Genomic DNA, 24,788 nt, shown 5'->3' on the forward strand with positions numbered 1-24,788 from the left:
GGCATGCTTAAATCCAATCATGCGCCCCGCCGACCATGCCCTCTCCGACCTTGCCGCGCCCGTCATGCCGGGCGTGCCGCAGGCGTTCGAGCATCCCGGCGACCGCGCCGAGTTCCGGCAGGCGGCGCACCTGCCCGGCGTGGAGCTGTACCGCGCGCACATCGTCCGCTACGCCTTCGAGCCACATACCCACGAAGCCTACGGGCTGGGCGCGATCGAGTCCGGCGTCGAGCGCTTCCGCTACCGGGGGGCGGAGCATCTGGCGCCCTCGGGCTCGGTGGTGCTGATGAACCCCGACGAATTACATACCGGCCGCGCCGAAACCGAGGGCGGCTGGCGCTACCGCATGGTCTACCTGGACCCGGACGTGGTGGCCCGCGTCACCGGCGAAAGCGGCTGGTGGTTCGATACGGCGGTCGGCCATGACGCGGCCGGCGCGCAGCGCGTCACCGCGCTGCTGGACACCTTATGGCAGGCGCGCGAACCGCTGGCGTTCGACAGCGCCTTGTACGCGCTGCTGGGCGAGTTTCGCCGCCACGCGCGTGTGCCGCGCACGACCACGGACACCGGCGCCCCGCGCTTTGCGCCCGTCATCGATTACCTGCGCGCCAACCTGGCGCGCCGCCTGACGCTGGACGAACTCGCGGCCGTGGCCGGCCTCAGCCCTTTTCATTTCCTGCGCAGCTTCCAGGCGCAATACCACGCCACGCCGCAGCAGATGCTGATGGCGCTGCGGCTGTTCGAAGCCAAGCGCCGGCTGGCCGCGGGCGAATCGCCTGCCCAGGTGGCGCTGGCCTCGGGACTGACCGACCAGGCGCATCTGACCCGCGCCTTCTCGCGCCGCTACGGCGTCACGCCCGCGCGCTACCAAAAGCAAGTCCGCGCCTGAGCCCCGCACCGCAATCTGGTACAAGACGCGCCTCCCGCCCGCTGGCTAGACTGCCGCCATTCGTGACCTGGAGCGACGTCGTATGTGGGCTGGAACCCTTTATGCCCTGGCCGCCGGCCTGATGTGGGGGCTGGTGTTCGTGGGGCCCCTGCTGCTGCCGGAATACCCTGCCGCGCTGCAATCCGTGGCGCGCTACCTGGCGTTCGGCCTGATCGCCCTGCCGCTGGCCTGGCTGGATCGCCGCGGTCTGCGCCAGTTGCAGCGCGCCGACTGGATCGAGGCGCTGAAGCTCGCCGCCATCGGCAACCTGCTCTACTACCTGTGCCTGGCCAGCGCCATCCAGCGCGCGGGCGGGCCGCTGCCCACCATGATTATCGGTACGCTCCCCGTGGTCATCGCCATCAGCGCCAACCTGCGCAACGCTCGGCGCGACGGCCGGCTGCCCTGGAAGCGGCTGGCGCCCGCGCTGGCGCTGATCGCGTTGGGCATCGCCTGCGTCAATCAGGTGGAATTGCAAGCCTTGCGCCAGGATGCCGACGCCGACATGTCGCGCTACGCCATCGGCGCGCTGCTGGCGCTGGGCGCAGTGGCGTGCTGGACCTGGTATCCGCTGCGTAACGCGGACTGGCTCCGCGCCCATCCCGACCGCAGCCCGCGCACCTGGGCCACGGCCCAGGGCGTGGCGACATTGCCGCTGGCGCTGGCGGGCTATCTTGTGCTGTGGGCCGGCATGGCCGCGGCCGGCAGCGACTTTCCCATGCCGGCTGGTCCCAGGCCCGAGGTCTTCCTGGCCTTGATGGCCATCATCGGCCTGTTCGCGTCCTGGCTGGGCACCTTGTGCTGGAACGAAGCCAGCCAACGCCTGCCCACCGCGCTGGCGGGGCAATTGATCGTGTTCGAAACGCTGGCGGCCCTGGCCTATGCCTACATCCTGCGCGGGCAGATGCCCCAGCCGCTGACGCTGATCGGCATCGCCTGCCTGATGGTGGGCGTGCTGCGCGCGGTGCGGGTCAAGCCGGAGCCCTTGCCTGCCGCGGCATAGGCGCGCGCGCGTCCTAGTCCAGCAGCAACTCCGGCAAGCGCCGCAAATCGTCGATGACGTCCGATGCGCCTTCGTCCAGCAAGCGCTGGCGCTGGTCCGGCCCGTTATGCGAAGCGCCCACGTAGCCGATGGCGCGCATGCGCGCGGCGCGAGCGGCACGCACGCCGGGCACGCTGTCTTCCACCACCACGCAATCCAGGATTGCGGCTCGCATCTGCCGGGCGGCAAAGAGAAACACGTCCGGCGCCGGCTTGCCGTGCGCCACCTGCGCGGTGCTGAACACATTGGGCGCGAACTGATCCCACAGGCCAACCAGCTTCAAGGCCGCCTCCAGCTTGGGCGGCGTGCTGCTGGAGGCCACGCAGACCTGCAGGCCGCGCTCGCGCAGCATGCGAACCGTCTCCAGCGCGCCCGGCAACGCGCGCAACTCCTGGCGGAAGATGGCTTCCAGCCCGTCCGCGTATTCGCGCGCAAATCCTTCGGGCAGACTGCGGGCGTTTTCCTGTTGCAAGGTCTGCCACATGTCCGCATCGGGGATGCCTGCGAAGCGGCGCGCGGCGTCCTCGGGCGTGATGGCAATGCCATGCGCGGCCAGCGCCCGCGATTGGGCGCGCGCCGCGATGATTTCGCTATCGATCAGGACGCCGTCGCAGTCGAAGATGACCAGGCTGGGGGGAGGCGTGTGCATGGTGGCTCCATTTCAGGACAAGTTCCCATGATATGCCTGGCTCGTGACACCACCGCGCGATCCGGGCGCTCTATAACCCCGGACCTTTGAGGCGCCGCAAGCGCCACGCCAGAAACACCCCGCCCAGCCCGGCGGCCGCGACGATCAGCGATGCCACCGACCAGCCGTAGCGGTCGATCGCGCCGCCCACCGCCACCGGGCCGATCACCTGGCCCAGGCCGCTCCCCTGCATCACCAGCCCCACCGAAGCCGGTGTCAACGCCGGCCGCGGCGCCAGCAGCGGCGCCGTGCCCAGCAGCGTGGCCGGTATCAGTCCGCCCACCGCCGAGAACAGCACACACAGCAGGAAGGTGGGCATGGCCGGCAGCACCGAGCGGAAGATCAACAGCGCCACCGCGCCCATGATCAGGCTGGCGCAGGCGATCAGGGTGGAACGCCGCCAGCCGCGCGCCAGCAGCACGCCCGCGCCCAGGTTGCCGACCACGTTGGCGGCGCTGGCGATGGCGCTGTACAGGCCGGCGGTCGCCAGCGGCAGGCCCAGTTGCTCGGTCAGCAGCACGGGCAGGAAGGTGAACAACGCGAAGAACATCAGACTGTAGAGCGTGAACGACAGCGCCAGCAGGCGCGGACCGGGCGCGCCCATGGTATCGACCGTGTCCTGCCGCAAGCCTCGCCACGACAGGCTGGCCCCGCCCGGGTTGGCCGGCGCCAGCGCCGCCACGCATACCATGGCCACCAGCACCGCTGCGCCGGCGCACCACCAATAGGCCTGCCAGCCGCTGAAGGCCTGCGAGGCCAGCATCGCAATCGCCATGCCCGCCGGCATGTAGCAACTCCACAGCGCGAAGGCGTAGTCGCGGGTGGACGCGGACACCATGCGTTGCAGGGCCGCGGGTCCAGCCACGGTAATCATCAGAAAGCCCAGCCCCTCCACCACCCGCGAGACCAGCAGGACGCTGTAGGCGGACGCCATCGCGCCCATCACGGAGCCCACCGCCGTCGCCGCCAGGCCCGCCAGCAGCATGCGCCGCGCGCCATAGCGGTTGATGACGCCGCCCGCGGCAATGCCGCCGACCAGGCCCAGGATCGAAAACACCGCGGCCAGCGCGCCGATGGAGGCCAGATCCAGCCCCATGTCCTTGCGCAGCAAGGGCGCTGCAATGATGACCTTGCCCACTTGCAGCGCCGCAACCACCCCTGCCCCCACGATGGCCAACACCGCCGACCAGCGCGTTCCTTCCTTGCCCATCCTTGTCTCCCTTGTTTTACGACCCAGCCAGGATGCCAGCGCAAACCGATCCCGGTAAGTGATAATCTTTTGATGGAATTGATCGATTGGATAGATCAGCCGGCAGAATGATAGACGCCCTGACCCTGGACCAGTTGCGCGTATTCGCCGCCGTGGCCGACGCCGGCAGTTTCCGCGCGGCCGCGCGCCGCCTGTCGCGCGTGCAATCGGCCGTCAGCCACGCCATCGCCAATATGGAAGCGCAGCTGGGCGTGACCCTGTTCGACCGCAGCGGCCACCGGCCCGTGATGACGCCGCAAGGCGCGGCCCTGCTGGCCAACGCCCGCGACATCCTGCTCCGCGTGGACGCCATGCGCGCCCGCGCCCAGGGCCTGGGCGAAGGCGTCGAGCTGGAACTGTCGCTGGCGGTGGACACGCTGTTTCCGATCGCCGACGTAGGCGCCGCCCTGAACGCGCTGCGCGCCGTCTATCCGTCCGTCGCCGTGCGCGTATCCGTGCTGCCCCTGGGCGGCCCGGTGGAAGCCCTGCTGACGCGCAGCCATACGCTGGCCATCGTCGCCGGCGACCATTTTCGCAATCCGCGGATCGTGATGCAGGCGCTGTCGTCCGTGCAGATGGTGGCGGTGGTGGGCGCGGGCCACGCCTTGGCGCAGCGCGTCGCGGCCGACATGCCACTGGGTCCGGCCGAACTCGCCGACCACGTGCAGATCGTGCAGACGGATCCCTCCACGCTGACCCAGGGCCGGGACTTCGCAGTGCTGTCGCCGCAGACCTGCCGCGTCAGCGGCCAGGACACCAAGCACGCCCTGATCCTGGCGGGCGTGGGCTGGGGCCGGCTGCCCTACTGGCAGGTGGAGCGCGACCTGGCCGAAGGCCGCCTGCTGCGCCTGCCGACCGACAGCCTGGGGCGCGGCAGCCAGGTGGTCAGCGAAACCTATCTGGCGCACCGCATCGACCAGCCGCTGGGACCGGCCGCCCGCGTGCTGGCGGGCGCCTTGCGCGCAGCCGTCCATCAGGGCTTGGACGACGCTGGCGCACGCGCATAGCTCACGCCCATGCCGGCGCGCACGTCGTTCTGGATGCCGTAGGGCGGAATCGGGTAGCGCAGGCCATTGGCCGACAGCGCCTTCATGCCCTCGATTGCGATGGGCAGGTAGCGCGGCGGCAAGGCCATCAGCATTTCCTCGTCGGGCACGCCGCCGTAGCGGCGCTCGGCGTAACAGGGCAAGGACAGGCTGGGCTCGCCGGTGGCGAGCGCGCGGCCCCAGGAGTCGGCACAGGCCGTTTCGCCCACCACGCTCCAGTCAAAGCGCCGGTAGTTCTTCCATTGCAAGCCATTGATGAGGATGATCATCTGGCCCGGCGTGGCGTAGATCAAGCAGACGTCGGGCGGGTCCAGCCGGCCCGAGGCCAGCGGCGACACCACCAGCCCGCGGTACTTGCCCGCCGGCACACAGGACAGCGCCTCCTGGCGCGCCTGGGCATCTTCCTGGGTGGCGTGCCAGACGCCCACGTAATCCTCGCCGCGCTTCCAGGCCTCATCCTGCGGCCCCAGGCCGACCACGGCGCGGCATTGCGCGCCGACCAGGTCGTCGCCCGTGATTCCTACCGTCCAACCGAGCCGGGCGGCCATGCCCACGATCTGGTCGGTGGTGTGCGTGGCCTGCGGACGCCGCAGGCCCTTGACCGCGGCCATGTCGTCTTCGCGCTCGTAGAGCTTCATGCCGATGACCGTGGTCTTCAGGCGCAGCAATTTGTTCAGATCATCGACCAGCGATGCCCAGTTCAGTGTCGTCTCTTCCATGCCCGTCCCTTGGACTGTTTTGTGCGCGGACTTCGCCGCATTGCCGCAGATTGATCGCGGTCAGCAATGACTATAACGAATCGCCCGCCGGGCCCCTGATTGATCTATCGTGGATAGCGGCAAACCCGCCCGCCGCAAACGCGCAGGACACCCCCCGGCTTCCAAGGAGCCCACCATGAACCGTTTCGAACAGAAGACCGTCCTGATCACCGGCGGCACCAGCGGCATCGGCCTGGCCGCCGCCCAGGCTTTCGCCGCCGAGGGCGCCCGCGTCGTCGTCACCGGGCGCGACGCCGCGGTGCTCAAGCAGGTGCGCGCCAGCCTGGGTTCGCATGCGCTGGCGCTGCGCAACGACGCCGGCGCCCCCGGCGCCCCCGCTGCGCTGGCGACCGAACTGCGCCAGGCCGGCATCCGTCTGGACGCCGTCTTCATCAACGCCGGCGTGGCCCGCTTTGCGCCGCTGGCCGAAGCCACCGAGGCCCTCTGGGACCAGACCTTCTCGACCAACGTCAAAGGCGCCTTTTTCCAGTTGCAGGCGCTGGACCCGCTGCTCAACCCGGGCGCGTCCATCGTGCTAAATGGTTCGATCAACGCCCGCATCGGCATGCCTGCCTCATCGATCTACGCGGCCAGCAAGGCCGCGCTGATTTCGCTGGCCAAGACCTTGTCGGCCGAGCTGCTGCCGCGCGGCATACGCGTCAACGTCATCAGTCCCGGGCCGGTCGCCACGCCGATCTATGACAAGCTGGGCCTGGATGCCGCGGCGCTGGAAAAGACCGCCGCCAGCATCCGCGCCCAGGTGCCGCTGGGGCGTTTCGGCACGCCGCAGGAAATCGCCTCCACGGTGCTGCACCTGGCCTCGCCCGAATCCGCCTTCATCGTGGGCACGGAAATCATCGCGGATGGGGGCATGAGCCAGTTGTAATCGCTGGCCGGCCGGATGGGCGCAAGCGTATCTGCCCAAACCCGCGGCTAGGCGCCGATGGAACGCAGCGCGCGCTGGCAGATGCGTTGTGTCGCCGCGGCCGGCTTGCCCCGCGACCAGCGCGCGCAGACTTCGCGCACCCAGTCCGGCTGGTCCTTGCTGGCGTCGTTCAGCCAGTTCGCCACCGAGTCCTGCACGTAGATGGCCGGATCGGCCCGCAGCGGTTCCAGCAGCGGCAACGCGCGGCCGGGATTAGCCTTCAAGGCCGCAATGTGCGCGCACCATACCCCGCGTGGGCGCAGCGACTCGCTGGCAAAACGACGTACGCGTTCGGACGCGTCCGCGGTCCAGGGCCGCAGCAGTTCCACTGCGGCGTCCAGTTCCGCCGCCAATTGTGGACGCACCGCCAGCCAGGCCCATTCCCGCACGCCGAAATGCCCGTCATCGGCCAGCGGCCGGATCAGCGCCACCCGCTGTTGCAAGCTCAGGTCCGGCATTGCGCCGACCATGAAGCAGGCCCAGCCCCGGACGGTATCCGAACGGTGATCACGCAGTTGCTTGAAGGCGTCCGCGCCCAGGCCGTCCAGCAGCGTCCGCGCCGCCACGGCCATGCGCTTGGAGATGCCCGTCGCAGCCTGCGCGCGCAGAACTGCGATGGCTTCGGCGCCGACCTGGGGCGCGGCTGCCTGCATCAATTCGGCAAAGTCCACGGCCAGGCATTCGGTCAGATTGCGTGCCGGCTCGCCCGCGTTCAGCTGCGCCAGGCGTTCCGCGCCGATGTCCTTCACGCCCCTGCCCGTCGGCGCGGCGGCAGCTTTCTTGTTCATTGCGTGCTCTCCTGTCCCGCGGTCCGGCCCGCGTCGGTTCCCTGCCAGATCTTGCCCAGCAGCGTGCGCAGGCGCGCCCGGTCCGCCGGGCCCAAGCCCGCAAACAGGGAATCTATCCAGTCCGTATGCGTCTTGAACAGCTGCGCGGCCTCGGCCCGCCCCTTGGCGCTCAGCTTCACGATGATCTTGCGCCGGTCTTCCTTGCCCGCGCGGCGCGAGACGAAACCATCGCGCTCCAGGCCGTCCAGCAGGCCCGTGACCGTGGCCCGCGTGACGCCCGCGCCATCGGCCAGCTCGTGCGGCGACATGCCGTCGGCCTGCTCATGCAGCAGGAACAGCAGCACGAACTTTCCCTCCGACAACTTGCGCGGCGCCAGCCGGGCAGCGCAATCGCGGTCGATGGCGCTGGCCAGCGACAGCAGCTGAAAGCAAAGGGCTATGCCGTCGGCCGACGGCAGGCCGCGCTTGGCGGCGACATCGAGCAGCGCGCGGTGTTTGGGTTCAAGCATGTGTTGTGGGTCTTGCATGAGTAATCCAGCCCAGTGATTCTCGATGCCGAAATAATAAGGCGCCTAACCATATTTCCGCAAGACGGGCTGGTGGCTATGAACGGCTATCATCCTGGCTACCCAAGCAGCCAGTGAATGAATCCATGCCCTTGCCTCCCCGCGTGACCCTGCGCCGCATGCAGGAAGATGACATCCCCATGCTGCTGGCCATGGAATCCGATCCCGAGGTCATGCGCTACAGCACCGGCATCAAACCGGCAGACGAGGCACGGCGGCAGGAGCTGCTGGCATGGCTGCGGGAACCGCCGACCCAACTGGGCCACTGGGCGATCACAGTAGACGGCGTCGCAATGGGCTGGGTAAGCCTGGTCCCATTGGCTGGCACGGATAGCATCCAGCTTGCCTATCGGCTGCAGCGCGCGGCTTGGGGAAAGGGATATGCAAGCCAGGCCGCGCAGCAATTGTGCGAGTATGCCTGGCGCGAAACGGAAGTTTCCGAACTCGTCGCGGTTGTCTGGCCCGACAACCAAGCCTCCGTACGCGTCCTGGAAAAACTCGGGTTTACGTTCCGGGCGCGCGAACGCCACTACGACCGCGAGACCATCGTCTATACACTGCCGCGTCCTGCCGCTGGATCCTACCGGTTCCCGCGGCATTGATTCCCGCCCTCCTGCGCATCCTGCAAATCTCCGCCATGAACTACCCCGTCCTTCCCGCCGCCGAATTCTCCGCCGCCCGCGTCGTGCCCGAACTGCTGGTGTCCGACATCCGCAAGAGCCTGCATTTCTGGTGCAGGCTTTGCGGGTTCTCGATAGCCTACGACCGCCCGGAAGACCGTTTCGCCTATCTGGACAAGCACGGATCCCAGGTCATGCTGGAGGAATACGGCCACGGCAGGAACTGGATCACCGGCCCGCTGGAAGCGCCCTTGGGGCGCGGGATCAATCTGCAGATCGAGGTGCCCGCGATCACGCCTATCGTCGATGCCCTGCGCGGCGCCGGCTGGCCGCTGTACATGGAGCCCGAGGAGAAGTGGTATCGCGCCGGGACCACGGAGGTGGGCGTGCAGCAGTTCCTGGTGCAGGATCCGGACGGCTATCTCATTCGCTATTCGGCGGGCCTGGGCCGGCGCGACATTCAGGCAGAGGCCTGAGGCAAGGCGGAACGGGAGGCGGCGCGACCGCCGCCCCCGCCTCTTACCGGTACAGTACCGTCGGCAGCCACATGCCAATGCCCGGGAACACGTACAGCAGGAAGATCGCCACCACCTGGATGCCCATGAACGGCATCATGCCCAGGAAGATCTGGTTCAGCGTCACGTGCGGCGGCGACACGCCCTTCAGGTAGAACGCCGACATGGCGACTGGCGGCGACAGGAAAGCCGTCTGCAGGTTCAGCGCGACCAGCAGGCCGAAGAACAGCGGGTCGATGCCGAAGGTGTTGAGCAGCGGCACGAAGATGGGCATGAAGATCACGATGATCTCGGTCCATTCCAGCGGCCAGCCGAGCAGGAAGATGATGACCTGCGCCAGCAGCAGGAACTGCAACTGCGACAGCCCCAGCGACAGCACCCATTCCTCGATGATGCGCTGTCCTCCCAGCAGCGCGAACGCCGCCGAGAAGATCGATGAACCGACGAACAACCAGCACACCATGGCGCTGGTCTTGGCGGTCAGGAACACGGATTCGCGCAGCACCGGCAGGTTCAGCCGCCGGTATGCCAGGGCCAGCAGCGCGCCGCCCATGGCGCCCATGGCGGCGGCCTCGCTGGGCGTGGCCAGGCCGAAGGCGATGGAGCCCAGCACCGCCGCGATCATCACGGCCAGCGGGAAGAACGAGGCCATGAGCATCTTGAAGATTTCCATGCGCGCCCAGGTCAGCATCGCATAGAACGCCACCAGGATGGCCGCGCATATGGCCGCGAAGATCCAGAAACCCTGGGGCGCGGCGATACTCTCGCCGGCGGATGCCGGCGCCTGCGCGGCGGCGGTGGTCTCGGGCGCGGCCGCTGGCGTGGCGGCGGGCGTGCCAGGCGGCTCGGCCAGGCCTCCGGCCGCGGGCGGATCATTCGTAGGCGGTTCCGCCAACTCGTTCGAAGGCGGCTCCGCCAGCCCATCGTCTGCCGGCGGCTCGCTCAGGCCCGAATCGAATCCCCCCGACCCCAGCTGCAACTCGGCGGGGATCTCGTACACGACCGCCGGCCGCGTCGTCGCCTGGTAGACCACGCCCACCAGCAGCACCGTGACCGCCAGCGGCGCAATCGCCAGCGCCATGTTGCGCATCAGGAAGCCGAACGGCACGTCCTTGTTGCGGCGACCCTTGAACAGGGCCGCCAGCATGCCGGACACGGCGCGCGTGTAGCCGCCGGACGCCAGCGCGGCGGATTCCGGGGACAGCGGCACGCCGCGCTCTTCCTTGGGCAGGGGCGGCGCCATGTCGGGGCGCAGCTTGGCCACGATGATCACATAGACCATGTACAGCACGGCCAGCATGATGCCCGGGAACAGCGCGCCGGCATACAGCTGCACCACCGATACGCCGGTGGTCGCGCCATAGACGATCAGCATCACGGAAGGCGGCAGCAGGATGCCCAGGCAGCCGCCAGCGGTAATCGAACCCGCGGTCAGGCGCACGCTGTAGCCGGCCTTCAGCATGGCGGGCATGGCCAGCAGGCCCATCAACGTGACCACGGCGCCCACGATGCCGGTGGCGGTGGCGAAGATCGCGCAGGTCGCCAGCGTGGCCACCGCCAGCGCGCCCGGCAGGCGCGCCAGCGCCAGGTGCATGGAGCGGAACAGTTTTTCGATCAGGTTGGCGCGTTCGACCAGATAGCCCATGAACACGAACAGCGGGATCGAAATCAACGAGTCGTTGGTCATCGTGGCGTAGGTCCGCTGCACCATCAGGTCCAGCGTCTGCCCGACCGAGCGGCCCGCGTCGGAACTCTGCATGTAGTACGCCAGGAAGGTGAACAACACTCCCATGCCCATCAGTGTGAACGCCGTCGGAAAGCCCAGCATGATGGCCACCACGATGAGCGCCAGCATCAAGAGGCCGATATGCCCCGTGGTCAGATGGTCCCAGGGCGTCAGGAACGCGATCATCAGCAGCACCAGGCCGATGCACGACAGGCCGAACCACAGCGCCTTGTGGATCTTCATGAGCGCGGCTCCCCGGTGGTGACGTAGCGGTCCAGCTTGGCGATGTCCTCGTCCTTTACATGCACCATCTTCTTGAGCTTGTCGACGTCCACTTCCTCAACGTCCTCCTCGCGCGAGGGCCAGGCGCCGCGCTTCAGGCACAGCACGCAGCGCAGCACTTCCGCCACGCCCTGCACCAGCAGCACCGCGCCGGCTATCGGGATGAAGGCCTTGAAGGGATAGATGGGCGGCCCGTTGGCCATGAGCGACGAATGCTCGCGGATGGCGATGGAGTAGCCGGCGTAATACCAGCCCGCCCACACCAGCGCGATCACGCCGGGGAAGAAGAACACGATGTACAGGATCAGGTCCAGCGCCGCCTGCACGCGCGGCGGCAGGAAGCCGTACAGGATGTCTCCGCGCACGTGTCCGTTCTTGGCCAGGGTATAGGCCCCCGCCATCATGAACAGGATGCCGTAATACATCATCTGCATGTCGAACGCCCAGGCGCTGGGCTGGTTCCACAGGTAGCGCGCGGCCACCTCCCAGCAGACGTGCAAGGTCAGGACTACGATCAACCAGGCAAAGGTTTGCCCGACAAAAGTGGAGATGCGGTCTATGAAACGTATGATTCGGATCATCTCGCTTCCAGGTCAAGACGCATGGCGTCCCGCCGCGCACCGGTGAATGGCGCGCGGCGCGGGATACAGGTACCGGCCCTTCAAGCCTGTTTGGTGGAGCGCGAGAAGTAGTGGTTGTAGGCCATGCGGAAGTTGACCGAGGTGTCCCCGTGCCAGCGCCCCACCCGCTCGGCGAAGGTCCGTTGCGATTCCAGCACCTTCTTGAACAAGGGGTTTTCGGCCGAGCGCTTGGCGATCATCTCGTCCCAGATCTTCAGCTGCTGCTGCAGGATGGCGTCTGGCGTCTTGTAGAACTTGACGTTGTGGTCCTTCTGCAGCTTGACGTAGTCCTGCGAATAGCGGTTCGCCGCCTTCCAGGACATGTCCGCGCTGGAGGCCTGCGCGGCATAGCTGAGGATGTGCTTCAGGTGTTCCGGCAGCGCGTCGTACTTGGCCTTGTTGAAGAGGATTTCGAACTGCTCCGCGCTTTGGTGGAAGCTCTGCAGCATGCAGATCTTGGAGACGTCCTGGAAGCCCAGGGCCAGGTCCGAGGAAGCGTTGTTGAATTCCGCCCCGTCCAGCAGCCCGCGGTCCAGCGCCGGCACGATTTCCCCGCCGGGCAACGCGTTCACGGCCGCGCCCATGGCGGTATACATGTCGATGGCCAGGCCGACGGTGCGGAACTTGAGGCCCTTGACCTCTTCCATCTTGGTGATCGGGCGTTTGAACCATCCGAACGGCTGGGTCGGCATCGGCCCGTACATCAGCGACACCACGTTCACGCCCATGGCCTTCTGGATTTCGACCAGCAGCTCCTTGCCGCCGCCGTATTCGTGCCAGGCCAGCAACATGTTGGCGTCCATGCCGAAGGACGGCCCAGACCCCCACAGCGCCACCGCCGTGTTCTTGCCGTACCAGTAGGCGACCACCCCATGCCCGCCGTCCAGCGTGCCCGCGGACACCGCGTCCAGCAGGTCGAAGGCCTTGACCACGGCGCCAGCCGGCAGGATCTCGATCTTCAACTGGCCGCCGGCCATGTCATTGACCTTCTGCGCATAGTCGCGCGCGAACTCGTGGAAGATGTCGTTGGCGGGCCAGGTGCTCTGAAAGCGCAGGGAAACCGGGGCATTCTGTGCCCGGGCAACTGCCGGAAATCCGAGCGCGGCGGCCCCGGCGACAGCGGCGCCGGAGATGAACTTGCGGCGGGGCTTGGTAACGTGTTGCATGGCGTGTTGTCTCCTGAATTAGGACTACATGGACCAGCTTGTAGTTACTACTCCTGCGTGGGCGCGGGATGGTGAAGCCTGCTGCGGAATCCCGCCGGCGCGATTGCGGACGATGCGCAAAGCGTGAGCCTGATTAAACCTTTCTGACTAATCGCTGACAATCAGCTTCTCGTCAGGAATTACCCTAGAAACCAAGTACTAGTGCTTACGCACGATCTTCCCGGGCAACACGGAGTGCCCACGCCGCTGCTCCAGTCCATCGAGTATGGCCGCGAGTCCAAACTCGAATGCCGCATCGGGTCCGGCGGCGTCGAGGGCCTGCAAAGCCGCGGTTAGCAATGGCGTCGCCGAGGACGGGGTCTGCTTCGCGCCGGCCTGCCGCTCCTGCTCATCGGCCGCGGCGGCCTGCTGTTCCAGCACGGCGCCGACCGTGAAATAGCTGACAGTCGTCAACGCGTAGGCGGCATCGGCGGGCGCGAAGCCGTCCTTGCACAGGAACGCCAACTGCGCCTCCACGGCTTCGAATTGCGGCTCGCTCGGCCGGGTGCCGGCGTGTATGCGTGCGCCGTCACGATAGGCCAGCAATGCGCGCCGGAAACTGCGCGCATTGCCGTTGAGGAATGAACGCCAGGTGTCGCCGGACCTGGGCATCGAATACGTGTGGCTCTCCGACAGCATCGCCTCGCCCAGGCGGTCCAGCAGTGCGCGCTTGTTCTTGAAATGCCAGTACAGCGCGGGTTGCTGAACCCCCAGGCGTTCGGCCAGCTTGCGCGTCGTCAGCCCATCGGCGCCGACCTCGTTCAGCAGGTCCAGGCCGGCCCGGATCACGACATCCGCTTGCAATTTGGTCATGGCGATTCCTCGTTCATCTTGAAATTTTATCGATGATAAATTATCGTAGCGAAAAATTTATCAATGATAAATAACAGATCAGACAACATGCAGTCCATCCACCCGCCACGAGGCCGCGCATGAGAGCCGGCCACGCCCTGGTCATCCTCAGTACCGTCGCCCTGGACGCCGCAGGCATAGGCCTGGTCATGCCCGTCCTGCCCGGCCTGTTGCGCGGCCTGGTGCAATCGGAGGACATAGCGGGCCATTACGGCGCCCTGCTGGCAGCCTATGCCCTGATGCAGTTCTTGTGCGCTCCGGCGCTGGGCGCGCTGTCCGACCGCTACGGCCGGCGGCCCATCCTGCTGCTCTCGCTGGCGGGCGCCGCCATCGACTACCTGATCATGGCGACAGCGCCAACGCTGCCGGTCCTGTACGCGGGACGGCTCGTCGCCGGCATCACCGGCGCCACGGGCGCCGTGGCGGGCGCCTGCATCGCCGATCTTGCGCAGGGCCACGAGCGCGCGCGCTACTTCGGCCTGATGAGCGCCTGCTTCGGCGTCGGCATGATTGCGGGGCCCGTCATCGGCGGCCTGCTGGGCGGCGTCTCGCCGCACACGCCGTTCCTGGCAGCCGCAATCCTGAATCGCCGCATTCGGCGCGCTGCACGCGCTGATACAGGGACTGGCCACCGGGCCCGTCACAGCGCGGCTGGGCGAAAAACGTACGCTGTTGCTGGGCATGGGCGCCGATGCCCTGGGCTATGTCCTGTTGGCGTTTGCGTCGCGGGGATGGATGGCGTTCCCCATCATGCTCCTGCTGGCTTCGGGCGGCATCGGCATGCCCGCATTGCAAGCCATGTTGTCCGCGCAGGTGGAGCAGGAACGCCAGGGCCAGTTGCAGGGCGCGCTGGCCGCGCTGTCCAGCCTGAGCGTGATAGTCGGGCCGTTGGCCATCACGGCGCTCTATGCCGCGACGCTGAACGCGTGGAAAGGATGGGCATGGATTGCGGGCGCCGGGCTGTATTTTGCCTGCCTGCCGGTCTTGCGCCGCGGAACCTCGCAAGGCAAGGTCTGGTAGGACTGCACTGGTCCCGCGCTACTATCGGGGAACCACAATCGGCAAGGAAAGGAATGAACCAGAAGCAGCGCGCCGTCAACCGCCGCCGGATTCCACGCAAGGCCTGGGCCTTGGGCCTGATCATCGCGGGCGCCGCGGGTTTTTATGCATGGTGGCAATCACCCCTGGGTCCGGGCCTGACCGAAGGCAAGATGCGCAAGATCCTGGTCGAGGCCACGGCGCAACCGGAATATGCGCCGGTCGGCGCCTGCGTCAACGTCGTGGGCGTGCGGCCCTTGCCCACTGATGTCTACACCGCTTTCCTGGAAAGCCAGGACAGGATCGTGCAGGGGTTGATCAAGCATCAGCTGGTCACGGTCAAGCGCGTCAGCGCCAACGGCGACGGCGGGCCACCGCAAGCGGACGAGGATCCCGAGGACGCGAGCAGCCGCATGGAGCTGACGGATAAAGGCCGGCCCTACTACACGGATGGCGAGGCCCGCCTCAACTCCAAGCTGGTCTATACCGCGAAGTTCTGCGCCCCCGGCCTGCAGATCGGCAAGATCCTCACCCATACCAAGCCGCTCAAGAATCCATTCGACGACAACCCCAACCTGGTCTCGGCGGTGAAGTTCGAATGGCGGCTGGACCGCAGCACGGCGGACTGGGCGGCGGATCCCGCCTTCCGTCCGTACCTGTCCGGCTTTGCGCCGGAAGACCAGCCGGACGAATGGCAAACCGAGTACATCATGCTGGAACGGAAAGACGGCGTGTGGGAACTGGGAGACAGGCCCTACATCATCCGTTGGTGACCGCCGTATCGTCGGCCTTGGCTGGCGGACGGCGCACCGCCCTCAGCTTGCCGCTGTCGCCGCCGCCGCAGAAAAAGCAGCCGGCGCCATCCGATTCCAGCCCCGACACGCCGATGCCGGCCGGCATCTCCACGCTTTGCAGCACTTCGCCGGTCTTTTCGTCCAGCTGCCGCAGATCGCTGGCGCCGTCCTCCCAGGTGCCGTGCCACAGTTGGCCGTCCACCCAGGTCACGCCGGTGACGTAGCGGTTGGATTCGATGGTGCGCAGCACGCGGCCGGTCTCCGGGTCCACCTGGTAGATCTTGCGCTGGCGGTACTCGGCCACCCACAGGCTGCCCTCGGCCCAGGCCATGCCCGAAGCGCCGCCGCCGCCGGGCGCGGGGATGCGGCTCAGCACCCGCCCGCTCTGCGGTTCCAGCTTGACGATGGTGCCGTCGGAGATCTGGTAGAGATACTTGCCGTCAAAGGCCGTGCCCGCGTCGGCAACAATGTCGATCGAGGCTTGCGTGCTGCCGCTATCCGGGTCCATGGCAATCAGCTTTTCGCCGGCGGCAAACCAGACCTGCCGGCCGTCATAAGTCACGCCATGCACGGCCTGCACGCCGGGAAATGGGCCGTACTCGCGAATGATCTGGGCTTGCGTTCGTTTCATGTCGGTTCCTTGAACTGGAGTTCGAGCCTTCATGCTAGTCGGCGGCCAGCGCGGCCGGGAGTAACAAGGTTGTCGTGAATCCCGGCACCTGCGGCGTCATCCAGCGGCGGGCCCGGCCCTGTCCGCAAGCCTGCACCTTGTCTGCCGCCGCCAGCGCGTCCAGCGTGCGCTGCACGGTGCGCTGGCTTGCGCCCAAGGCCAGGGCCAGGGCCGAGCTGGACCAGGCTTCGCCGTCGGCCAGACAGGCCAGCACCGCTCCCTGATCCCTGTCGCCCTCGCCGCTTGGCCGGGCCAGCAACGCCACCGGCCTGTCGGCTTCGGGCCTCAGAACGAAACCGCCGCGCGCGGCGCTGATGCCGGCCACGCCGTCCAAGGCTGCGCGCAGGCGTCCTATCTCCACCCGCAAGCGCGCGCGGTGCGTTTCATCGAAATAGGCCGTGCGAAAGGCCTGCTCAATAAGCGTTTCCCTGGGCGCGGGCTGCGGCCAGGCTTCGGCCAGGACGCGGGCCAGCGCGAACAGCACCGGCCGGCTCGCCAGCGGAATCTCGCGGCCTGCGCTGCGCACCGCGTGACGGCAACCATCCACCACCAGCGTGTCGGATGCCAGCAGCGCTTCCACTTCATCCAGCAGAATGGGCCGCTGGACGCCCTGCCCGATCAGGCGCGCGGCTGGCGTATTCAGGACCAGGGTGGCGTGTTCCACCTCGGCCATCAGCGCGGGGATGCCGGCGACGCGGGCCGCAAGCTCGGCCTGGGTCAGCGCGGCGCGCGCGCGCTCGGTGCGCAGGCGCCGCAAGGCGATACCGGCTGCGATCAGTTCGTGGATGGCGCGGGAAGCCGGGGCCAGCGAGGCCGGGTCCAGCATGGCCAGGGCGTCCTCGGCCCGATCGAGCTGGCCAAGCAGCAGTTCACGCCGCGCCTGCAGATGCCTCGCATGCGCGGCGTTGGCCGGATCGCCATGGGCTTCCAGCGCGGCGCGCGCGGCCTCCAGGGCCTTTTCCGGCCAGGCCAGATCGCGCGATACCAGGGCGATCTCGGCCTCGGCTACGACGCATCTGGAGCGGGCCAGCACATTCTTGTGATCGAAGTTCCGGGCTGCGCTGCGCAGCAGGGCGCGGGCGCGGCGGAAATCGCCCAGTTGGGCCATGGCGATGCCGCGCAAGGCCAGCGCGGGCGCGTCATCGCGCAAGGCCACGAGGTTCAGGGCGCCCAGCGGATTGCCGGCGGCCAGTGCGCGCGCTGCCGAGGTGATCAGCAAATCCATGGAAATCCCGCCACTGACGCCGCTCCCTCAGTCCGATTGCCGGAAACTAATCTACCACCTGGCGAGGATTTGCTGCGCAGTCAGGCCGGCCGGCATTTCAATCCCCGCCCCCGGTCCGGCGGGTTCAAGCGCCCTGCGCGCCTGCTGCGGGAGTTCCCCCGGCTGCAGGCGGGAAAGTCACCGTCAGCGCCACGCCCGCGCCGCGCAGGCCCTCGCCCAACGTGATCTCGGCGCCATGCTGTTGCGCGATCTGCGCCACCAGCGACAGGCCGATGCCGCTGCCCCCCGCGGCGCTGCCTGGGGCGCGATAGAAGCGGTCGAACACGCGCGAGCGTTCCTGCGGCGCGATGCCCGGTCCGTCGTCGGCCACGCGCAGGCAGGCTCCGCCGTCGGGCGACGGTCCGCAGGAAACCACGATCTGGCCGCCGCTCTGCGTATAGCGCACGGCATTGTCCAGCAGGTTGCGCACCAACACGCCCAGCGCGTCCAGCCGCCCCCTGACGACGCAGGCCTGCACATCCAGCTGGATGCGCAGCTGCTTGCGGGTGGCGTCGGATTCCCAATCGCGCACCAGCATGGCCACCAGCGCGTCCAGTTCGACCAGCTCCGGCTCGTCGGCGCTGGCGCTGAGCGCATCCATGCGGGCCTGGTCCAGCAATTGTTCGGACAGGCGCGAGGTGCGCTGGGCGACCAGCCGCAGTTTCTCGATGGCGGCCGGGGCGTCGCCGGAACCCGCGCTGCGGGCCACCAGTTCGGCATGCGCGCTCAGCGCGGCCAGCGGGGTGCGCAGCTCGTGCGCGGCATCTTCCAGAAAGCGGCGCTCGCGGTCCATGCCACCCTTGACCCGCAGCAACAGCTGGTTGATCGAGCGGATGAAGGGACGCAGTTCGCCCGGCATGCCGGCCATGGGCAGCGGCGCCAGGTCGAACGGGCCGCGCCGCGCGATGGCCACGCCGGCGCGGTCCACCTTGCGGAAGGCGCGGCCGACCACCATCCAGCTCACCACGGCCAGCAGCACGAACAGGACAGACACGATAAGCAGTCCGCGCTTCAGGCTGTACAGCGACTGCGCGCGCAATTCGCTCTGCGGCCGCGCCACCTGCACCTGCACCCGCCCCTGCGCGTCGGAGATCGCGTACACGCGCCAGTCCACGCCGTCGGCGCGCACGTCGAAATAACCGTCCTGGAAGCCGCCGCTCAAGGGTTGCGCGGGCGACTCGGGCGAGCGCAGCAGCAGCCGGCGATCGGCCAGCGACCACAGGTGGAAACGTACCTTGTCGCCGTCGACACGGCTGGATGCGGGCGGAGTGAAACGCTCGGACGGGGCCTCGTTGCCCAGCAGGCTGACCGGCAGCGACGCCAGCATCTGGCTGGCCGCGTCGTGCAGCCATTGATCGCGCGCGCCGGTCTGCGAGCGCGTGGCTTCGTACTGCTGGAAGGCGAACACCGCGATCCATGACAGGGTCATCGTCACCAGCAGCGTCAGCGTGAGCTGCTTGCGCAGCGTTTTCATTCGCCCGCCTCGATGCGGTAGCCCAGGCCGTGGACCGTGGCGATGAGCTTGTCGCCCAGCTTGCGGCGCAACTGATGGATGTAGACGGCCACCGTGTTGCTTTCGATGGCGCCGCTGTCGCCGTAGACGGCGGCCTCCAGTTGTTCGCGGCTGACGGTGTGGCCGATGCGCTCCATGAGGGCGAGCAGCGTTCGGTATTCATGCGCGCTGAGACTGACTTCCACGCCTGCGCGGGTCACCGCCCGCCTGGCCGGCTCCAGCACCACGTCGCGGCAGCGCAGCGCCGAAACCACGGCGTTGCTGCTGCGCCGGACCACGGCGCGCAGCCGCGCCAGCAGTTCGTCCAGTTGGAATGGCTTGACGATGTAGTCATCGGCGCCGGCATCCAGGCCTTGTATCCGCTCGCTCAGCCGGTCGCGGGCGGTCAGGATCAGCACCGGCGTGGCATCGTAGCGCGCACGCAGATGCTTCAGGACCGTCAGCCCGCTGCCATCCGGCAGCCCCAGGTCCAGCAGCACGGCTTGAAAACCATGATCCACCAGGGCCAGCCGCGCCTGCGCAACGTCACGCACCCATTGCACGTCGGCGCCGGACTGCGCCAGGCTGGTGTGCACGGCGTCGCCCAACATGGCGTCGTCTTCAACTAGCAGGACACGCAAGAAAACTCCAGAACCATCAACCATGCCGCAGCATGCCGGCCGCGGTTTAAGAACTTATTAAGAAGCCATGCCCGCGGCTTGCGGCCAGCCCCTTGCGGAAAGCGCGGAGCGGGCGATGGACCAGAGCGGCGGATTTTAGCAAGCGCCCCCCGTCGACGCTGGCGCAGTCTGGCTACGTCCCTCTTACTGGCTATACCGTCATTAGCATATGCTTGACTGTACTTGTATATACGAGTTAAATAAATCCCGCTGACACCGCATCCTCGGAACGCGCCAAGAGCGCCACCCGCCGCACCGCACCTGGGCGCCACCCTCTCGCCTTCAAGTACGCGCCATCCGTCGGCCCCGGATCCGCCCCTAACTCACGCTGCAGTCCCTCTACTTCCCTCCCTCCCAGGAGCAGTGATGCGTCATCTTCCGGCAGTTGAAGTTCGCGTTTTCAGAGGCTTTACACACAAATGCGCAGGTCCGCTGCTATTGGCACTGGCCACGGCCCTTGCTGCCGCGCCCGCGTGGTCAGCCACAACGGCCGCAGCCGCCGCGCCGGCCACTACCGCCGAAGCGCGCGCCGCGGCCCGCAAGGCGCCCCTGGCGCTGGACGGGCGCTCGCTTACCACCGCGGACGTGGTCGCCGTGGCGCGCGACGGCCAGCCCGTGGCGCCCACCGAAACTGCGTGGCAGCGCGTGGCCCGCTCGCACGACTTGCTGCTGGAATACGGCCGCCTGGGGCAGCCCGTGTACGGCCTGAATCGTGGCGTGGGTCAGAACAAGGACCAGACCATCTTCTCCGGCGACACGCTGTCGGACGAGGCCCGCGCCTTGTCGGCGGCCTTCAACCATCGCATGCTGCTGTCGCACACCGTGGCCTATGGCGAGCCGGCGGCGACGGACACGGTACGCGCCGCCATGCTGATACGGTTGAATACCGCGCTGGCGGGCGGCACCGGCATGAGTCCGCCGCTGGTGCGCCAGTACGCCGACTTTCTCAACAAGGGCTTGACGCCGGTGGTCTTGGGCCAAGGCTCGGTCGGCCAGGCCGACATCACGATCCTGCCGCAGATCGGCCTGGCCATGATGGGTGAAGGCATGGTGGAAACCGGCGGCAAGCGCCTGCCGGCAGCCGAGGCCATGCGCCAGGCAGGCCTGGCGCCGATCCAGCCCTACGCCAAGGATTCGCTGTCCTTGTTGAGTTCCAACGCCTATGGCGCGGCCCTTGCCATCCTGGCCGCGCACGACGCCAGCCGGGTGCTGGACCGCGCCGATGAGGTGGCGGCCCTGTCGCTCGAAGGCCTGAACGGCAATATTGCACCCTTGCTGCCCGCCACCCAGGGTCAGCGTCCATATCCGGCGCAGCAGCAGGTGGCCCGGCGCATCCTGTCGCTGCTCGAAGGCAGCGCGCTGTGGCAGACGGATGAACAGCGGCCGTTGCAGGATCCCCTGAGCTTCCGCACCGTGAGCCAGGTCCATGGCGCAGCCCGCGAAACGCTGCGCCAGCTGGACGCGCAACTGCTGGTGCAGATCAACAGTTCTGATGACAACCCGACCGTGGCGCTGGATGTCTCGCCGCCACCGGGCGCCACGCCGCAGGAAACCCGCTACTACGTGACGCAGGGCAAGCTGCGCGGCGCGGTGCTGCCCAGCGCCGGCTTCGATCCCACCGCCTGGGTGGTGCCGCTGCAGTCGGTGGGCGTGGCGCTGGCCCAGGTGGCCCAGTCTTCGGCGCAACGCGTGCTGCGCATGGGCGACCCGGCCTTCACCAAGCTGCCGCGCTTTCTGTCGCCCAATGACACGACGCTGGCCTACACCACGATACAGAAGCCCGTGTCGCTCCTGGCGACCGAAATCCGGACGCTGTCGCAGCCCGTCTCGTCCGATGCGCTGGCGGTCGCCGGCAACATCGAAGACGTGGCCACCAACGGCCCGCTGGCGGCGCAGCGCGTGGGCCAGCAGGCCGCGCGCCTGCGCACGCTGCTGGGCATAGAACTGATCCATGCGGCGCAGGCCGTGGATCTGCGCACGCGCGCGGAACCGCGGCGTCCGGTGGGCAAAGGGACCGGCGAGGTGCTGGCGGCCTTCCGGCAGGAAGTGCCGTTTCTTTCGCAGGACAGAAGGCTGGCCGACGACATCGCGCGCGCCGACCGGTTTCTGAACCAGGAGCGCGGCGCGGCGCAGTAAGCGCCACGCCGCGGCCTGAACCACACAACAAGGGGAATGACCATGAAAAAGTACCTTGCGCTGTGCCTGAGCAGCGCCCTGCTGGCCGCCGCGCTGCCACTGCCTGCGGCAGCCGCCGAAGGCAAGTATCCCGCCAGGCCCGTCACCATCGTCGTGCCGTTTGGCGCGGGCGGCATCGCCGATGCGCTGCCCCGCATCGTCGGCCAGGAACTCAACAGCAAATGGGGCGTGCCGGTCATCATCGAAAACAAGGTCGGCGCCTCCGGCAACATCGGCATGGACTTTGTCGCCCGCGCCAATCCGGACGGCTATACGCTGGCCCTGGCGCCGGCGGGCAACCTGACCGTGAACCCGCTGCTCTATACCAAGTTGCCGTTCAACACCGCAAAGGACTTCGCGCCGGTGACCATGCTGGCCACCTCGCCCAATGTGCTGGTGGTCAACGACAAGGTACCGGTCAAGAGCTTCACCGAACTGGTGGCCTATGCGCGCCAGCATCCGGACAAGCTCAACTATTCCTCGCCCGGCCCCGGTAGCGGGGCCCACCTGGCGGGCGAACTGCTGAACCAGTCGGCCGACATCGTCACGCGCCACATCCCCTACAACGCCATGGCTGCCGCAGTCAACGACGTGGTGGCGGGCAACGTGGACATGATGTTCGCCGGCGTATCCACCGTACTGCCGCATATCCAATCCGGCAAGCTGCGCGCGCTGGCGGTGGCCGGTCCGCAACGCCTGCCGCAACTGAAGGACGTGCCCACGGTAGCCGAGAGCGGCTATCCGGGCTTTGACGTGACGTCCTGGTACGGCATCGTCGCGCCGGCCAAGGTGCCGCCCGCTATCCTCGACCAGTTGCAGGCCGACATTGCCGCCGTGCTGCAAAAGGAGTCCGTGCGCCAGAAGTTCGCCGGCCTGGGCGTGGAGCCCGCCGGCTCGAACCGCGCGGATTTCACCCAGGCGATCCAGCAGGAAACCGCAAAGTGGGCGGCCATCGTCAAGCAGGCCGGCATCCAGCCCATCCAATAAACAGAGGAGACATCATGCAATCCATAGACATCACCTATTTGAACGGCCCTGACGTGCGCGCGCTGGCGCTGACCGATGCGGAAATCCTGGCCGCGGTGCAAAGCGCGCTGGACGCCCAGGGACGCGGCAAGACCGTCATCGAACCCCGCATGCACCTGGTGCCGGAGTCTTCCGCCAAAGGGCACTTCAATGTGCTGCGCGGCTACATCGAGCCGCTGCACGTCGCGGGCGTGAAGGTGGTCAGCGACTTCGTCGACAACTACAAAGTCGGCCTGCCTTCGGAGATGGCCCTGCTCAATCTGTTCGATCCGGTCAACGGCAAGCCGTTGGCCGTGGTCGACGCGACCGCCATCACCGACATGCGCACCGGCGCCGTCACCGCGCTGGGCGCCAAGTACCTGGCGCGCAAGAACAGCAAGGTGCTGGGGCATATCGGGTCGCGCGGCACTTCCTATTGGAACGTGCGGCTGCTCGACAGCCTTTACGACTTTGACGAAATCCGCGTGCACTCGCGCCGGCCGGAAAGCCAGCAGGCCTTTGGCGAGCGCCTGTCGCGCGACCTGGGCAAACCGGTGAAGGTCGTCAATGACTGGGAATCCTGCGTGCGCGGCGCCGACATCGTGGTCGAAGCCTCGCGCCTGCCTGAACCCACGCCGCTGCTCAAGACCGAATGGATCAAGCCCGGCGCCCTGGTCATGCCCTACGGCACCATGAGCGCGGTGGAACTGAGCCTGACCGACATCATGAGCAAGGTGGTGGTCGATGACTGGGGCCAATGCCGCAAGGGGCTGCCCTATGGCGCGCTGCGCGCCCACGTCGACAGCGACCGCATCACGGAAGAAAACCTGCACGCCGAACTGGGCCAGATCGTGGCGGGCCTGAAGCCGGGTCGCGAGCGCGATGACGAAACCATCCTGTTCTGGCACCGCGGCCTGTCCACCACCGATATTGCGCTGGGCCACGCCATGCTGGAAAAGGCCCGCAATATGGGCCTGGGCCAGACCTTGAAATTTGCATAGGCGCAGCGCCATGGATCTCATTACTTCGACGCGCATGTACGACGTGGCGCCCGCGGCGCGGGCTGCCTGGCATGCGCTGCTGCAGGCCGCGCACGCCAGCGCCGGACTGGAGGTGCGCTTCGTCGAGCACGGCTGGCCCACGCCCATCGGCGAACTCTGGGAACGGCCCGGCCTGTGCGGCGTCTTCATTTGCGGCTGGCCCTACGTCAACGCGCTGCAGGCGGGCCGGGCCTTTGCGGCGGTCGCTGCGGTGGTGCCGGACTGGCCGGCCTACGAAGGCCTGCCGCGCTATCGCAGCGAGTTCCTGGTGCGCGCCGACTGCGGCTGGTCCTCGCTGGCTGATGCGGCCGGCAGCCACTATGGCTGGATGGTGCGTGACTCCCAATCGGGCTGGAATGCGCCGCGCGCGGCGCTGGCCGGGCTGGCCGCGGCTGGCGGCTCACTGTTCGCAGCGTCCAAGGGGCCTTATGGCAACCCGCGGGGCCTGCTGCGCGCGCTGGCTGACGGCGAGATCGACCTGACCGCGGCCGACAGTTGGTACCTGGATCTGCTGCGCGCGCACGATCCGGCCGCGCTGGCCGGACTGCGCACGCTGGCGTATACGCCATGGACGCCGAATCCCCTCCTGGTGTCCGGACCCGACGTGGCCCCGGCCGCCACGCAGGCCCTGTCGGATGCCCTGCTTGCCATGCACGAGAATCCGGCGCACCAGCCGCTATTGCGCGCGGCGCATGTCGCGCGCTTCGCCCGCCCGGATCCGGCCGCCTACTCTGTCCTGGGCGACATGGCGCAAGCCGCCGTGAAGGCAGGCTATCCCGAGATACGCTGAAACCGGCGCAGGCCCCGCCATTCCAGGCGG

At 67.7% G+C, this 24,788-nt stretch carries 24 protein-coding genes and 1 pseudogene; 12 read left to right on the forward strand and 13 right to left on the reverse strand.

What is annotated here, in order from left to right; translation table 11 throughout:
• The first annotated feature begins 64 nt into the window (after nt 1-64).
• Together IB259_RS06910 and IB259_RS06915 are read left to right on the forward strand one after the other, a co-directional pair.
• Nucleotides 65-889 carry an AraC family transcriptional regulator gene (locus IB259_RS06910; RefSeq protein WP_054456500.1) on the forward strand — a complete coding sequence of 275 codons (825 nt, stop codon included), beginning with the start codon at nt 65-67 and terminating at the stop codon, nt 887-889.
• 82 nt (nt 890-971) lie between these two features.
• Nucleotides 972-1,931, forward strand: a complete 960-nt coding sequence (locus tag IB259_RS06915) for a DMT family transporter (protein WP_054456437.1) — start codon at nt 972-974, stop codon at nt 1,929-1,931.
• Between the two features lie 13 nt (nt 1,932-1,944).
• Here the strand turns inward: IB259_RS06915 and IB259_RS06920 are convergent, their stop codons facing one another.
• Together IB259_RS06920 and IB259_RS06925 are read right to left on the reverse strand one after the other, a co-directional pair.
• Nucleotides 1,945-2,619 (reverse strand): HAD family phosphatase, encoded by a 675-nt coding sequence (locus IB259_RS06920; RefSeq protein WP_119449408.1) that lies wholly within the window; start codon nt 2,617-2,619, stop codon nt 1,945-1,947.
• A gap of 70 nt (nt 2,620-2,689) precedes the next feature.
• Entirely contained in the window at nt 2,690-3,868 is a 1,179-nt protein-coding gene (locus tag IB259_RS06925; RefSeq protein ID WP_175213515.1) for a CynX/NimT family MFS transporter, read from the reverse strand.
• A gap of 107 nt (nt 3,869-3,975) precedes the next feature.
• On the opposite strand from IB259_RS06925, the gene IB259_RS06930 reads away from it, so the two are divergent.
• Nucleotides 3,976-4,914, forward strand: coding sequence for a LysR family transcriptional regulator (locus tag IB259_RS06930; protein WP_119449407.1), 939 nt, complete (start codon nt 3,976-3,978; stop codon nt 4,912-4,914).
• On the opposite strand, the gene IB259_RS06935 is transcribed toward IB259_RS06930, so the two are convergent.
• Nucleotides 4,881-5,672 carry a DUF169 domain-containing protein gene (locus tag IB259_RS06935; protein WP_054456433.1) on the reverse strand — a complete coding sequence of 264 codons (792 nt, stop codon included), beginning with the start codon at nt 5,670-5,672 and terminating at the stop codon, nt 4,881-4,883. The two genes, IB259_RS06930 and IB259_RS06935, sit on opposite strands and share 34 nt — an antisense overlap.
• Nucleotides 5,673-5,847: 175 nt before the next feature.
• Here IB259_RS06935 and IB259_RS06940 point away from each other — a divergent pair, with 175 nt between their 5' ends.
• A complete protein-coding gene (locus tag IB259_RS06940) occupies nt 5,848-6,597 on the forward strand; it encodes an SDR family oxidoreductase (protein ID WP_013394252.1) in 750 nt (249 codons plus the stop codon).
• A 47-nt stretch (nt 6,598-6,644) separates the two neighbouring features.
• Here IB259_RS06940 and IB259_RS06945 read toward each other — a convergent pair whose 3' ends face one another.
• Both IB259_RS06945 and IB259_RS06950 read right to left on the reverse strand, forming a co-directional pair.
• The gene (locus IB259_RS06945) at nt 6,645-7,424 is read right to left on the reverse strand and encodes a HEAT repeat domain-containing protein (protein ID WP_192328143.1); all 780 of its coding nucleotides are present in this window, start codon (nt 7,422-7,424) and stop codon (nt 6,645-6,647) included.
• Nucleotides 7,421-7,951, reverse strand: coding sequence for a MarR family winged helix-turn-helix transcriptional regulator (locus IB259_RS06950; protein ID WP_225588743.1), 531 nt, complete (start codon nt 7,949-7,951; stop codon nt 7,421-7,423). Before IB259_RS06950 ends, IB259_RS06945 begins: the two co-directional genes overlap by 4 nt.
• Nucleotides 7,952-8,076: 125 nt before the next feature.
• Between IB259_RS06950 and IB259_RS06955 the strand changes: the two genes are divergently transcribed.
• Complete coding sequence (locus tag IB259_RS06955; protein ID WP_192328146.1) at nt 8,077-8,592, forward strand: GNAT family N-acetyltransferase; 516 nt, start codon at nt 8,077-8,079, stop codon at nt 8,590-8,592.
• A 35-nt stretch (nt 8,593-8,627) separates the two neighbouring features.
• Entirely contained in the window at nt 8,628-9,086 is a 459-nt protein-coding gene (locus IB259_RS06960) for a VOC family protein (protein ID WP_192328149.1), read from the forward strand.
• Between the two features lie 43 nt (nt 9,087-9,129).
• Here the strand turns inward: IB259_RS06960 and IB259_RS06965 are convergent, their stop codons facing one another.
• The 4 genes from IB259_RS06965 to tetR all read right to left on the reverse strand — a co-directional run bounded on the left by IB259_RS06965 (nt 9,130) and on the right by tetR (nt 13,771).
• On the reverse strand, nt 9,130-11,094 hold the full coding sequence (locus IB259_RS06965; RefSeq protein WP_175162905.1) for a TRAP transporter large permease subunit: 1,965 nt from the start codon (nt 11,092-11,094) through the stop codon (nt 9,130-9,132).
• Entirely contained in the window at nt 11,091-11,714 is a 624-nt protein-coding gene (locus IB259_RS06970) for a TRAP transporter small permease subunit (protein WP_054456427.1), read from the reverse strand. The genes IB259_RS06965 and IB259_RS06970 overlap by 4 nt, the downstream gene beginning before the upstream one ends.
• 80 nt (nt 11,715-11,794) lie before the next feature.
• Nucleotides 11,795-12,919: a TRAP transporter substrate-binding protein gene (locus IB259_RS06975; protein WP_054456426.1), complete on the reverse strand. Its 1,125-nt coding sequence runs from the start codon at nt 12,917-12,919 to the stop codon at nt 11,795-11,797.
• Nucleotides 12,920-13,117: 198 nt separating this feature from the next.
• Nucleotides 13,118-13,771, reverse strand: a complete 654-nt coding sequence (tetR, locus tag IB259_RS06980) for a tetracycline resistance transcriptional repressor TetR (RefSeq protein ID WP_192328152.1) — start codon at nt 13,769-13,771, stop codon at nt 13,118-13,120.
• A gap of 119 nt (nt 13,772-13,890) precedes the next feature.
• Here tetR and IB259_RS06985 point away from each other — a divergent pair.
• Together IB259_RS06985 and IB259_RS06990 are read left to right on the forward strand one after the other, a co-directional pair.
• Nucleotides 13,891-14,830 (forward strand): annotated as a pseudogene (locus IB259_RS06985) (TCR/Tet family MFS transporter).
• 53 nt (nt 14,831-14,883) lie between these two features.
• A complete protein-coding gene (locus IB259_RS06990) occupies nt 14,884-15,621 on the forward strand; it encodes a hypothetical protein (protein ID WP_054456423.1) in 738 nt (245 codons plus the stop codon).
• On the opposite strand, the gene IB259_RS06995 is transcribed toward IB259_RS06990, so the two are convergent.
• The 4 genes from IB259_RS06995 to IB259_RS07010 all read right to left on the reverse strand — a co-directional run bounded on the left by IB259_RS06995 (nt 15,608) and on the right by IB259_RS07010 (nt 19,709).
• Nucleotides 15,608-16,273 carry a PQQ-binding-like beta-propeller repeat protein gene (locus IB259_RS06995; RefSeq protein ID WP_192328156.1) on the reverse strand — a complete coding sequence of 222 codons (666 nt, stop codon included), beginning with the start codon at nt 16,271-16,273 and terminating at the stop codon, nt 15,608-15,610. The genes IB259_RS06990 and IB259_RS06995 overlap by 14 nt on opposite strands.
• Before the next feature lie 34 nt (nt 16,274-16,307).
• Nucleotides 16,308-17,537: a DNA-binding protein gene (locus tag IB259_RS07000; RefSeq protein WP_054456421.1), complete on the reverse strand. Its 1,230-nt coding sequence runs from the start codon at nt 17,535-17,537 to the stop codon at nt 16,308-16,310.
• A 124-nt stretch (nt 17,538-17,661) separates the two neighbouring features.
• Nucleotides 17,662-19,050, reverse strand: a complete 1,389-nt coding sequence (locus IB259_RS07005) for an ATP-binding protein (protein ID WP_119449401.1) — start codon at nt 19,048-19,050, stop codon at nt 17,662-17,664.
• Nucleotides 19,047-19,709: a response regulator transcription factor gene (locus IB259_RS07010; RefSeq protein ID WP_054456419.1), complete on the reverse strand. Its 663-nt coding sequence runs from the start codon at nt 19,707-19,709 to the stop codon at nt 19,047-19,049. Before IB259_RS07010 ends, IB259_RS07005 begins: the two co-directional genes overlap by 4 nt.
• Nucleotides 19,710-20,186: 477 nt before the next feature.
• Here IB259_RS07010 and hutH point away from each other — a divergent pair, with 477 nt between their 5' ends.
• The 4 genes from hutH to IB259_RS07030 are packed head-to-tail and all read left to right on the forward strand — an operon-like array spanning nt 20,187 to nt 24,758.
• Complete coding sequence (hutH, locus tag IB259_RS07015; protein ID WP_370528691.1) at nt 20,187-21,884, forward strand: histidine ammonia-lyase; 1,698 nt, start codon at nt 20,187-20,189, stop codon at nt 21,882-21,884.
• A 42-nt stretch (nt 21,885-21,926) separates the two neighbouring features.
• Nucleotides 21,927-22,910 (forward strand): tripartite tricarboxylate transporter substrate binding protein, encoded by a 984-nt coding sequence (locus IB259_RS07020; RefSeq protein ID WP_192328162.1) that lies wholly within the window; start codon nt 21,927-21,929, stop codon nt 22,908-22,910.
• 14 nt (nt 22,911-22,924) lie between these two features.
• Nucleotides 22,925-23,929, forward strand: a complete 1,005-nt coding sequence (locus tag IB259_RS07025; RefSeq protein WP_054456417.1) for an ornithine cyclodeaminase family protein — start codon at nt 22,925-22,927, stop codon at nt 23,927-23,929.
• 10 nt (nt 23,930-23,939) lie between these two features.
• The gene (locus IB259_RS07030) at nt 23,940-24,758 is read left to right on the forward strand and encodes a phosphate/phosphite/phosphonate ABC transporter substrate-binding protein (RefSeq protein WP_192328165.1); all 819 of its coding nucleotides are present in this window, start codon (nt 23,940-23,942) and stop codon (nt 24,756-24,758) included.
• Nucleotides 24,759-24,788: the final 30 nt, after the last annotated feature.

Origin of the sequence: Achromobacter sp. ACM04 (assembly GCF_014851465.1) — a bacterium.
Classification (GTDB): Bacteria; Pseudomonadota; Gammaproteobacteria; order Burkholderiales; family Burkholderiaceae_B; genus Achromobacter; species Achromobacter aegrifaciens.